Source organism: Aureivirga marina, from assembly GCF_015767265.1.
Taxonomy (GTDB): domain Bacteria; phylum Bacteroidota; class Bacteroidia; order Flavobacteriales; family Flavobacteriaceae; genus Aureivirga; species Aureivirga marina.
Map to the genome: position 1 here is coordinate 125676 of NZ_JADPIB010000004.1, position 12393 is coordinate 138068.

A 12393-nucleotide genomic window follows, 5' to 3' on the forward strand; every position below is an offset into this window, starting at 1 on the left:
AAAGACTTCTTTTTCTCTTTTTTTAAAGAATTCATTGATTTTAGAGTATTTTTACCTTTTGAAAATAGAATTCTATAGTTTATGACAACATTATTTTTAAACATAAAAGAATTATTACAAACGGAAGATGCACCAAGAAAAATGGTTTCTGGTGCCGAAATGAAAAATTTACCAACAATCAAGAATGCTTATCTTTTAATTGAAGATGATGAAATTCGAGATTTTGGTTCTATGGAAAATTTACCGAAAATTAATGCAGATAAAACAGTTGATGCTTCGGGGAAAATTATTTTACCAACTTGGGTAGATAGTCATACACATATTGTTTATGCTGGAAATAGAGAACAAGAATTTGTAGATAGAATTAATGGATTGAGTTATGAAGAAATAGCAAACAGAGGAGGAGGAATCTTAAATTCAGCAAAAAAACTACAAGAAACTTCAGAAGAGGAATTATTCGAACAATCTAGAAAAAGACTAGAAGAAGTAATGGCTTTAGGAACTGGAGCTGTAGAAATTAAATCGGGTTATGGATTGACTTTAGATGCAGAGTTAAAAATGCTTCGAGTGATTAAACGATTAAAAGAAACTTACGATTTACCAATAAAAGCAACTTTTTTAGGAGCACATGCAGTTCCAGCAAATTATAAAGGAAACAAAGATGGTTACATGGATTATGTAATTAATGAAATGATGCCAAAAGTTGCAGAAGAGAATTTAGCTGAATTTGTAGATATTTTCTGTGAAACAGGATATTTTTCTGTTGAAGATACAGACAAACTTTTAGAAGCTGGAAAAAAATATGGATTAATTCCAAAAATTCATGTAAATCAATTTACTGCAATTGGTGGAGTACAATCTGGAGTGAAATATGAAGCTTTATCTGTTGATCATTTGGAAGAAATGAGAGAAGAAGATATTGAGATTTTAAAGGGAAGTAAAACAATGCCAGTTGCACTTCCATCTTGTTCTTATTTTTTAAGTATTCCATATACACCTGCAAGAAAAATGATTGATGCAGGATTACCTTTAGCTTTAGCAACAGATTATAATCCAGGATCTACACCTTCTGGAAATATGAATTTTGTAGTTGCTACAGCATGTATTAAAATGAAAATGACACCAGAAGAAGCTATTAATGCAGCAACAATTAATGGAGCTTATGCAATGGGAATTTCTGATACACATGGAAGTATTTGTAAAGGAAAAAAAGCAAATTTTATGTTGACGAAAGAAATTCCTTCTTATGGATTTATTCCTTATTCTTTTGGAAGTAATTGTATTGAGAAAGTATTTATAAATGGTAAAGAAATCTAAGATGGAAAGATTAGTAGTTTATAATAAAAAAACAATTGCTTCTTATATCTCAAAAAGAAAAGGAGAAACAAAATATGGAGAAGTTGTTCAATTTCTTGAAAACCCTGAAGAAATTGAATCTTGTTTATTGAATTCTTCTGCTGAATTTGTCTTACTAGGAGTTCCAGAAGATATTGGAGTTCGAGCAAATCATGGAAGACCTGGAGCAACAGGAGCTTGGGAAGTTTCCTTAAAAGCTTTGTTAAATACACAGGATAATAAGTTTAATAGAGCAGAGAAATTATTAATTCTTGGGCATTTAGATTTTTCGAAAGAAATAGAAGAGATGGATGCAGTTGATTTTTCAGAAAAAGAACATTTTGAAAGAGCAAATGAATTGGTTTCTTTTATTGATGAAGAAGTTACGAAAACCGTTAAAGCAATTGCAGATGCAGGAAAAACACCAATTGTAATAGGAGGTGGGCATAACAATGCTTATGGTTGTATTAAAGGAACAGCTTTGGCGTTTGGAAGAGCAGTGAATTCTATAAATTTTGATGCACATTCAGATTTTAGAAGTTTAGAAGGAAGACATAGTGGAAATGGATTTAGTTATGCATTTGAAGAAGGTTTTTTAAGTAAATATTTTATGTTTGGAATTCATGAGAACTATACTTCAGCGACTATTTTAAAAACATTTAAAAAGCATAAGAAAAAACTAAAATATGTAACTTTTGAATCTATCGAAGTGGAAAGAGATAATTTCTTTGATGAACAAATGCGTAGAGCGACAATGTTTATTGAGAAGAAACCTTTTGGAATCGAAATTGATTTGGATGCAATTCAAAGTTTTCCATCTTCAGCAATGGCTCCAAGTGGATTTTCAGTGAATAAAGCAAGAAGATTTGTTTCCTATTTAGGATTACAATCGAATGCTTCTTATTTACATATTTGTGAAGGAGCTCCAGTTTTAGGAGAAAAAGGACAAGAAATGCAAGTAGGGAAGTTGATAAGCTTTTTAGTTACCGATTTTATTAAATCGAAATCGTTTTCTTAATAAAAAATATAAAAAATAAAAAGAGCACATTAATTAAAATGTGCTCTTTTTGTCTTCAATAAAAAATTAAACTAAACAAATATTTTCTTTACATATATTATTCTTCGTTACAATCTTCAACGAATTCCCAAACATCATTTTGTCCTGGAATTTCCCCTGGATTCGCATACCATTTATTTTGCCAGATTTTTCCGTTATGGTATACCTTAGTTCCAGCGTTTGCATACGTTAAAGTTTCTTTATAATCAGGAATTCCACAGTGTTTTCCTCCGCCTTCTTCTCCGCTACAATCTGTTGCACCACCAGTATAAGTCATCATTTCAAAGTTGTTTGCTTGGGAAATAGCACTACTTTTTGAACTTCCGTTTAATACTTTTGAAGCAACATTTAAGTAAGAATAAGATGAAGAAGAACCACCACCTAATAATAATTGCCAAATCATAACACCATCTAATTGACCTTGTCTATCTGGGTGTTCAGAAATATGCTCTGCTAAATCAGCAACATTTTCGTGTGTATATGTATAATATGGTCCCCAAGGTTCGTTTGGATAATGTGTTCCAGCAGCAATTTTAAATCCGTATGTTTTTGCATAATGAGCATAAGCATCATACATGATTGTTCTATTTTGACTTCCTCCAGTATTATATCCTTGATAAGCAATTAAATCAATTTTATCACCAACAGCTTGGATTACAGGAATCATATGTCCAGTTGAGGTAAATCCGTATAAATTAATTCCGTTAGTTTGTGCAGAACCAACATAAAGATTTGCATCACTTTCTCCAGTTATAGTATTTCTATTTTCATAAGCATAAGGAGAGTTTGGGTCGTTATTTAATTGTCCACCGATTGCACCTACACCAGCAGGAGCACAAGCTAGAATGTATTTTTCTTTAGGCATGATTGCTCTAGAATTGTTAAAGAAATCGATAAAATGTTGTACATTTTCTGGGTTTCCAATTCCTGCAAAAGATCCATCAGGTTCGTAATCCCAATCAATTCCTGCAAATCCCATATCATCCACTAAATCTTTAATTTGGTTATAATTTATATTGTAAGTATCTGGAGCATTCCAATAAGTTTCTCCTCCAATAGAAAGAATCACACGAATTCCTTTATTTTTAAGAGCATTTACACTTTCTACTAAAGTACATCCGTCATAAGGAACTTCAATTCCAGTTTGTGAAATATCATAAGAACCTTTTACATAAGTTAAATTTGGTTTTGCAAAAGAAAGGAATACATAATTTACGTAAGAAGGGATTTCACGTAATTTAGAATTTTGTTCTGAAGTTACATAATTTTCAGACCAAGAAGGGAAGTAAGCTAATACGACAGGACTTGTCATTGGGTCTAAATCTGGAACTTCTCCATCATCACCATCGTCGCCATCATCACCATCACCTGGATCTTGATCATCTGGATCGTCTGGGTCATCGGGATCTGTATTGTCTGGATCATCTGGATTGTCAGGGTTTTCAATGTTGTCGTCTGGTGGAGTTGTGATTACATCGTCTTCGCTACAAGAAATAGCTACAAAAACGAATAAAATCACAAAAAGTTTTGATACGTATTTCATAATCTTCAAATATGTTAATTGGTTTTTGCACAAGTTGAAAATACTGTACCAAAAAATTAAGTTTTAAGATAAAATAGTATCGGTTTGAATTTTTAATTTAAAGTGATTAATTAAGTATTAATAGCTTATTATTTGTTTATTAGAAAATTATGAAAATTTAAGATTGAAATGTTAAAATTTTTTTTTAACATTTCAATACTATATTAACATTTTAAAATTATCAATTTAACATTTAGAAATTTCTAACTTCTATTGTTTTTTGTTCTGGTTCAAATCCTTGAACGAATTTATAAAGTGGAACAAAAACTAAAATTGCTACTAAAATCATAAAAACGATTTTAACAAATAATGGAACCTTTTTCCTTGTCGGAAGTTCTGTCGGAAATAAATCAATCTTTTTCATAATTATTGAATTTAAAGGTTACTACTACAGATTTAGTTGTAAAAAATTAGAATTCTTTACAAATTATTTTTTAATTCCCTTGAATAAACAAACACAACCAATGATTTTCATTGTATATTCATCAAAGCGTTTTTTAAGGTTTTCTTCCAAATCTTCATATGTATCATTTTCATTAGAAAAAATTCCTTTTTTATTGTAGAAATCCATTAATTTTTGTGCTTTTTTCGAGCGTTTAATATTTCCTTGAAGAATTGTTGAACCAAAAATAACTCCGTTTTTATTTAAGATTGGAAGAAGATTGTCAAAAACAATAGATTTTTCAGAAATTGTTCCTGGAAGACAATGGAGAAGATAATTGATAGAAATAGAATCAAACGGATTAATTTGAAACTGAATTGGTTCTAAAATATTTTGAATAAAAGTTACAGGTTTTAAATCTTTTGCATTTTCTGCAGCAACATTTAAACTATTTTTGTTTAAATCCATTAAAACCAAACGCGTATTTTCAGGAAAATTACAATTTTTCAAATAATATCCAGTTCCTACACCAACATCCAAATGATTGTTGGTAAGATTTGCATTGTAAAGAGAAATTAAGTTTTTCGTTGGGCATTTCCAGATATATGTATTGGAAATTTTTAAAACCAACAAATCGTAAATGAATAACAATGCTTTTGTATATGCTGCCTGTCCTTTTCTAACATCTTCATCCATACAAAACTGATTTTCAATTTTACAGAATATCAAAGTTATTTTCAAAAACTAAGTTTTGACGTTAAAAAAGATGTAATATTTTATAGTTTTACAAAAATTTAATATTTCTAGAAGTTAAATTTTGTGTTGAATTCTAAGAAAATAAATATTGCTTAAAAATGAAGATTAGCTTATTAGCAAAAATAGGATTGATTATAAGAAATTATTTTACTTTAATAATTTTAGTTGTTTTATACTTTTCATTTAAATCCATGCAAAATTTATATAAAGAAGTAGATTTTGTATCGTGGTATTATTTAAATAAAGATTTGAAAACTACTGAAGGAGAAATTTTAGATGTTTTTGCAACAGATATTTATGAAGTGATAGATGAAGAAGAATATCAGATTGAAGGATTTGAATATTTTTATATTGTAGATGGAAAAAAATATCGTTGGATTTCTTATTCTTATTTAGATTTATATTATCCTGGAGATAAAATTCAATTGGAATACAATCCAGAAAAACCAGAATTTTCAAAAATTAAAGGAATGATAAATTCACCATCTGATGAATATTTTTTGTTTTGGCTATTTGTTTTTTTACTTTTTAGTTTTCTGTTAATTAAAAATTTAAGAAAAGGATATAAAGAATATTTAGAATATAAAACTTGGGAAATTGTTCCATTAAAAAGAATGAATTGTTTCAGGAAAAATAAGAGAGATCACATTAGAGATTATAGATTTACTTTTGAGTATACAATAAATGAACACAAATGTTTATATGTAATTGACACAATACATTTTGATAAATATGCAAAAAAATCAGAGCAGAATTTCTTTATTGTTTGTAATCCAGAAAAACCAAATTTAGAAAGAAAATTAATCGATAATTTTTCAATTGTTACTTCTTATTTTTTGAAGAAAGAGAATAATCTTTAAGATATTATATGAAAAAAAGCTTTGAATTGTTTTATTTTTCAAAGCTTTTTAAACTAAAGTATAATTATAAAGAATTATTTCTTTTTTTGAATGTAAGTTGTGTCATCTTCTGTAATACAAGGAATTTCACTTATTTTTTGTCCCAAATGAACAATTCTACTTCCAGATTGATTTACAGGATTTACACTTTTTCCAATGATAATTCCATCTTCGGGAGCAAAATATTGTTTTATAACTGTTCCAAATATATCTTGAGTTTCTGCAATTAATTCTCCCTTTTTAATTTTTTGTTTTAATTCAGGTTTTACAGAAAGTATTCCTCCTTCATCCGTATAATACCAAGAAGAAGTTTCGCAAAGAATGGTATTTTTTACAGGACATAAAACTTCACCTTCAATCATTTTTAGGAAAAACAAAACATTATGAATTCCAATTAAACTATCTTCAATTACATCATATTGAAACAAATTAGGATCTTTTAATTCTAAAGTAATAGAAGGAATTCCTAATCCTTGAGCGTTTCCACGAAGTGTTTTATCATTTGGTGGATTGTGTAAAATGATGTCTGGATTTTGAAGTCGAGCTAATTTTGAAGTGATAGGATCAGACATGTCAGCTCGGATATAATAAGAATTTACGCGACCAACGCTTGCTGTGTGTAAATCAATATGGAAATCGAATTTCGAAACAATTCGATCAATAAGACGATTGATATAAAGTTCAGATTGATTTCCATTTGCTTTTCCTGGAGCAATTCTGTTTAAATCAACGTCATCATTGAATTTTCGTTGTTCTAATAAATATCCTGGAACATTTGCTACTAAAACGCCGATGATTGTTCCACTTAATTCTTCAACGTCAATATCATTAAAAAGTTTTTGAATTACAGGAATTCCGTTTAATTCATTTCCATGAAGAGAAGAAGTTAAACCCAAAACAGGACCGTCTTTTTTACCTCTTGCAATAAAAATTGGAATTCTGATTGGTTCACCAATTCCGTTATTGATGATGTGTAACCAAACTTTTTTTATACTACCTTTTTTGAATTGTTCAATATCAAGGTTGTTTATGGTTGTTTCATTTTTACTATGCATCTTTAATAATTTAAATATCTGATAATCAATAATATAAAAATAATTAAAAAGCTTATAATAAAAAAATAGACTACCCATCTACAAAGGTAGTCTATTGTAATAATTTAAGAATTAAGAGTAAAAATTAAATATCTTCAAAGCTTATATCTGTAAAGCTGTCAGGTGTTTGAACTGTTTCAAGTTCTGAAGATTTTTTATAATCTTTTTGGTGGCGTTCAGAAATAACTTCTTCGCCTTTTTGATCAATGATATACTCAGTAGCTTTCTGTAGCATTTCATTGAATTCTGTAAAATCTTCTTTGTATAAATAGATTTTGTGCTTTTTGTAATGAAATGATCCATCTTCATGAGTAAATTTTTTACTTTCCGTAATGGTAAGATAGTAATCATCCGCTTTTGTAGATCTTACATCAAAAAAATAAGTTCTTCGCCCTGCACGTAATACCTGTGAAAAAATTTCCTCTCTTTCTAGGTGTTCTTTTTCATTCATAATAATCTTTCAGTTTAGTTAATCATTTTCATTTGAATACTTCACAAATCTAAAAAAATATTTGACTTTCACAACAAAAATTACAATTCTTTTTCCATAAGTTGTTGTTCATAAAGTTCTTTGTAAAATCCATCTTTTTTTAGTAATGAGTTATGTGTACCGCGCTGAATCACCTTTCCTTGCTCTAAAATAATGATTTGATCTGCATGTTTTACAGATGAAATTCGATGACTTACAATAAACGTTGTTTTTCCTCTACTTACTCGATAAAGATTACTTAAAATTTTCTCTTCTGTTTCTGTGTCTACAGCAGAAAGACAATCATCAAAAATTAAAACTTTCGGATTTTTAATAATTGCTCTAGCAATAGAAATTCGTTGTTTTTGTCCTCCTGAAAGTGTCACACCACGTTCTCCAACAAAAGTTTGGTATCCTTCTTTGAAAGTTTCAATATTATGATGAACATAAGCATCTTTTGCAGCTTGAATTACTTTTTGTTCATCTGCATCTTCATCTCCAAACTTGATGTTATTTTCTATCGAATCTGAAAATAAAAAAGCTTCTTGAGGAACAAATCCGATATTCTTCCTTAAATCATCAAGATTAACTTTTTTAATATCTGTATTATCAATTTTAATTTCACCTTCAGAAACATCATATAACCTAGAAACTAGATTTAAAATGGTTGATTTTCCACTTCCAGTTTTTCCTAAAATCCCGATAGTTTGTCCTTGCTTTACATGAAAAGAAATATGATCTAAAGCAGTGATATTTGTATCTTCATAAGTATAAGTTACATCATCAAAAATAATATCTCCTTGAATTTCTGATGGAGAAGAATTGTTATTTTGAATTTCTGGCGTTTCATGCAAAAATTCATTAATTCTTTTCTGAGAAGCTTCAGCTTGTTGAATGATAGAAGTTACCCAACCAACAATTGCTACTGGCCAAGTAAGCATATTTACATAAATTAAGAACTCTGCGATAGTTCCAAGATTAATTCTTCCATCAATATATTGTTTTCCTCCAATATAAATTACGATGATATTACTAATTCCAATTAAAAAAATCATCATTGGAAAGAAAAGAGCTTGTACTTTGTAAAGATGAATGTTTTTTTCTTTACTTGTGTTAGAAACTTCTTCAAATTCGCGAATCGTATCTGGTTCAATTCCATAAGATTTTATAATACTAATTCCAGAAAATTTTTCTTGAGCAATCGTTGTCAAATGCGAAAGATATTGTTGCACAATTGTTGTTCTTTCATTAATCATTTTGCTTAAATAATAAATAGAAATAGAAAGAATCGGAAATGGAATCATAGTATAAAGCGTAAGTTTTACATCGATTTTAAGCATTTCCACAATAGCAACGATAAAAAGAACAACCATGTTAATACTATACATGATTGCAGGACCGAAATACATACGAACTTTACTAACATCTTCATTGATTCTATTCATCAAATCACCTGTTCGATGTTTTTTATAAAAATTTAAAGAAAGCAATTCGTATTGACGAAAGATTTCATTTTTCAGGTCAAACTCAATTTTTCTTGAAGTTACGATGATTAATTGGCGCATTAAAAATGTAAAAGCACCAGAAATCAGAGCAGCTCCTATGATATATAAAATATTATAAAAAAGTTGTGTTCTAACATCAGAAAGCTCTGTAACCACTCCGTTTTTGTAATCCGTCACAATATCAATAGATTGTCCAATAATTTGCGGCACAAAAAGAGCGAATATTTTTGCCAAAACGGTAATAATTAACCCAAGGATTAATTGAAATTTATATTTTATGAAGTATTTATTTAAATATTTTAAAGCTTTCATTTTAAAGTTTTGTTATTTTATTTCTGCGAAAATTGTATAAAAACAATTGAATGTTTTGAAATCGTAAACTAAAAAATTAAATTTGCGAACCATACTATTGAATGAATGCAAATTTTTTTGTCAAAAATAATAGAGAAATTCACTATTTGCTAACGAAATCTTTTTTTTAACAAGATAATTTTAAAAGAATGATTTGTTTGAAAAATTGACTAAAAGTACTAAAAGAATTCATTCACTTGGATATTAAAGTTTCAATTAACAAAAATATACAAAATGACATCAGAAACTATCGAAGTAAAAGACCTTAAAAAAATGGATCCAGTTTTCGGACAACTTTCATTTAATGGTCACGAACAAGTTGTTTTTTGCAATGACGAAGAAACAGGTTTAAAAGCTATTATCGGTATTCACAACACAGTTTTAGGTCCTGCTTTAGGAGGAACAAGAATGTGGAATTATAAAAGTGAATGGGAAGCTTTAAACGATGTATTACGTTTATCAAGAGGAATGACTTTTAAATCTGCTGTTACAGGATTAGACCTTGGAGGAGGAAAAGCTGTAATTATCGGAGATGCAAAAACACAAAAGAATGATGCTTTAATGGCAAAATTCGGAGAATTCGTTCACTCATTAGGAGGTAAATATATTACTGCTGAAGATGTAGGAATGGAAACTCGTGATATGGATGTTATTCATGATGTTACACCACACGTAACAGGAATTTCTGAAAGTAGAGGAGGATCTGGAAACCCATCACCAATTACTGCATACGGAGTATTTATGGGAATGAAAGCTTCTGCTAAACATGTTTTCGGAACAGATAAATTAGAAGGAAGAAAAGTTTTAGTTCAAGGTGTTGGACACGTTGGAGAAACTTTAGTTGATTATATTACAAAAGAAGGAGGAGAAGTAATTATCAATGATATCAGTGAAGATCGCTTATTAGAATTAAGCAAAAAATATGGAGCAACAGTTCATATGGGATCTGATATTTACGGATTAGATGTAGATATTTATGCACCTTGTGCTTTAGGAGCAACAATTAACGATAACACAATTGAGCAATTAAATGCGAAAATCGTTGCTGGAGCTGCAAACAATCAGTTAGCTGATGAAATTAAGCATGGACACAGATTAAAAGAAAGAGGAATTCTTTACGCTCCTGATTTCTTGATTAATGCTGGAGGAATCATCAACGTTTACGCGGAGATTGCTAAGTATGGTAGAGATGAAATCATGACAAAGACAGAAAATATTTATAATACAACATTAGATATTTTCTCTGTTGCTGAGAAAGAAGGAATTACTACTCATGAAGCAGCATTGAATGTAGCACAAGCAAGAATTGATGCTAGAAAAAATGAAAAAAAATAATATAGATTTAAAAAAATATATTTAATTTTGCAGAGCGGAAACTAAAACAGTCCGCTCTTTTTTTTTACCCTAAAAATAAAAAAACGTTCTTTAGATGATTAATAGAAGACATATCAGAGTAAAAGTAATGCAGTCGGTGTACGCAATGCTAAAGTCAGGAAGCGATAACTTGGCGAAAGAAGAGAAGTTCTTACTTCATAGTATTGATAAAATGTATGATTTGTACCTGTTGAAATTAGACTTATTGGTACGCGTAAGAGATATGGCTCGTAATCATATAGAGATTTCGAAAAAGAAATATCTTGCTTCCAAAGAGGAATTAAATCCAAACACAAAATTTATTGACAATCAAGTTTTACAAGTATTAGCTGAAAGTACGTCTTTATATGATGCTATTGAAGAGCGAAATATTACGAACTGGAATTTAGATGATGAGTATGTTCGTTTGATTTGGAATTTGATTAAAGAGAGTGATTTCTATACAAGATATATGGAAAACGAAAAAAGGTCTGCTGAAGAGGATAAGACTTTCGTGATTAATATCTTTAAGCATATTGTTGCTCCAAATGAAAAATTAGAGGATTATTTCGAAGATCAATTTATCGGTTGGGTTGATGATATTCCTTTTGTGAATACTTGGATTTTAAAGAATCTTAAGAAGATAAAAACAGATCGTCAGTTTGTAATTGATAAATTATATAAAGATTCTGATGATGAGCGTTTTGTGTTGAATTTATTTAGAAAAGTAGTTTTACACCATGATAAATATGGTGAGGAAATTGCAGATAAAACACCGAATTGGGATACGGAGAGAATTGCTGAAATGGATATGATTTTAATCAAAATGGCAATTGGAGAATTTTTAAAATTCCCTTCAATCCCTGTAAGAGTGACTATAAATGAGTATATTGAAATCGCTAAAGATTACTCTACAACTAAAAGTAGTTATTTCATAAATGGAGTGTTAGATAAGCTTCAAAAAGAGTTTATGGAATCAAAAAGAATCGAAAAAGTTGGTAGAGGATTGTTATAATTTTTTATTTTTACCAAAATTAATCATAAAACAAGATGAAAAAAACAACTATTATTTTAGGAGCTTTTATAGCTATGGCATTTGCTTCTTGTAACACAGGAGGAGATGCAGCGACAAAAGTTGACTCTGCAAAAGTAGAAGCAGCAAAGGAAAGAGATGCTAGAAATACTGAAAATGCACCAACAATTACATTTGAAACTACAGAACATGATTTTGGTGATATTAATGAAGGTGACATTGTAGAGACTGTATTTAAATTTAAGAACACTGGAAAATCAGATCTTATTATTTCAAATGCAAAAGGATCTTGTGGATGTACTGTTCCAAACTGGACAAAAACTCCTATTAAACCAGGAGAAGAAGGAACTATTGGAGTTAAATTTAACTCAAATGGAAAACCTAACAGACAAACAAAAACTGTTACTTTAACTACAAATACTGCAAAAGGTAGAGAGCAAATTAAGATTAAAGCTAATGTAGCCGCAGATCCAGAAAAAGAAGCTGCAAGAAAGAAAAGAGCAGAAGAAAGAAGAGCTAAAAGAGAAGCTGAGCAAGCAAAAAAAGCAGCAGAATCAGCTAATCAACACTAATTTAA

Annotated in this window: 12 protein-coding genes; 6 read left to right on the top strand and 6 right to left on the bottom strand. The window is 29.4% G+C overall.

What is annotated here, in order from left to right:
• Positions 1–81: 81 nt before the first annotated feature.
• Entirely contained in the window at positions 82–1317 is a 1236-nt protein-coding gene (hutI, locus tag I1A51_RS09580) for an imidazolonepropionase (RefSeq protein ID WP_196893344.1), read from the top strand.
• Position 1318: 1 nt separating this feature from the next.
• Positions 1319–2353: a formimidoylglutamase gene (locus I1A51_RS09585; protein ID WP_196893346.1), complete on the top strand. Its 1035-nt coding sequence runs from the start codon at positions 1319–1321 to the stop codon at positions 2351–2353.
• Positions 2354–2450: 97 nt separating this feature from the next.
• On the opposite strand, the gene I1A51_RS09590 is transcribed toward I1A51_RS09585, so the two are convergent.
• From I1A51_RS09590 to I1A51_RS09600, 3 genes are all read right to left on the bottom strand, one after another.
• On the bottom strand, positions 2451–3935 hold the full coding sequence (locus tag I1A51_RS09590) for a glycosyl hydrolase family 18 protein (protein ID WP_196893348.1): 1485 nt from the start codon (positions 3933–3935) through the stop codon (positions 2451–2453).
• Positions 3936–4167: 232 nt separating this feature from the next.
• Positions 4168–4338, bottom strand: a complete 171-nt coding sequence (locus tag I1A51_RS09595) for a hypothetical protein (protein WP_196893350.1) — start codon at positions 4336–4338, stop codon at positions 4168–4170.
• A 63-nt stretch (positions 4339–4401) separates the two neighbouring features.
• Positions 4402–5052 carry a class I SAM-dependent methyltransferase gene (locus tag I1A51_RS09600; RefSeq protein WP_196893352.1) on the bottom strand — a complete coding sequence of 217 codons (651 nt, stop codon included), beginning with the start codon at positions 5050–5052 and terminating at the stop codon, positions 4402–4404.
• A gap of 251 nt (positions 5053–5303) precedes the next feature.
• On the opposite strand from I1A51_RS09600, the gene I1A51_RS09605 reads away from it, so the two are divergent.
• A complete protein-coding gene (locus I1A51_RS09605; protein WP_231374007.1) occupies positions 5304–5972 on the top strand; it encodes a DUF3592 domain-containing protein in 669 nt (222 codons plus the stop codon).
• Between the two features lie 74 nt (positions 5973–6046).
• On the opposite strand, the gene I1A51_RS09610 is transcribed toward I1A51_RS09605, so the two are convergent.
• From I1A51_RS09610 to I1A51_RS09620, 3 genes are all read right to left on the bottom strand, one after another.
• Positions 6047–7066 carry a succinylglutamate desuccinylase/aspartoacylase family protein gene (locus tag I1A51_RS09610; protein WP_196893356.1) on the bottom strand — a complete coding sequence of 340 codons (1020 nt, stop codon included), beginning with the start codon at positions 7064–7066 and terminating at the stop codon, positions 6047–6049.
• Positions 7067–7190: 124 nt separating this feature from the next.
• The gene (locus tag I1A51_RS09615; RefSeq protein ID WP_196893358.1) at positions 7191–7556 is read right to left on the bottom strand and encodes a PUR family DNA/RNA-binding protein; all 366 of its coding nucleotides are present in this window, start codon (positions 7554–7556) and stop codon (positions 7191–7193) included.
• 80 nt (positions 7557–7636) lie between these two features.
• Positions 7637–9391: an ABC transporter ATP-binding protein gene (locus I1A51_RS09620; protein WP_196893360.1), complete on the bottom strand. Its 1755-nt coding sequence runs from the start codon at positions 9389–9391 to the stop codon at positions 7637–7639.
• 273 nt (positions 9392–9664) lie between these two features.
• On the opposite strand from I1A51_RS09620, the gene I1A51_RS09625 reads away from it, so the two are divergent.
• From I1A51_RS09625 to I1A51_RS09635, 3 genes are all read left to right on the top strand, one after another.
• Positions 9665–10765: a Glu/Leu/Phe/Val family dehydrogenase gene (locus tag I1A51_RS09625; RefSeq protein WP_196893362.1), complete on the top strand. Its 1101-nt coding sequence runs from the start codon at positions 9665–9667 to the stop codon at positions 10763–10765.
• Positions 10766–10859: 94 nt separating this feature from the next.
• Positions 10860–11798: a transcription antitermination factor NusB gene (nusB, locus tag I1A51_RS09630; RefSeq protein WP_196893364.1), complete on the top strand. Its 939-nt coding sequence runs from the start codon at positions 10860–10862 to the stop codon at positions 11796–11798.
• A gap of 35 nt (positions 11799–11833) precedes the next feature.
• Complete coding sequence (locus I1A51_RS09635) at positions 11834–12388, top strand: DUF1573 domain-containing protein (protein ID WP_196893366.1); 555 nt, start codon at positions 11834–11836, stop codon at positions 12386–12388.
• Positions 12389–12393 lie beyond the last annotated feature (5 nt).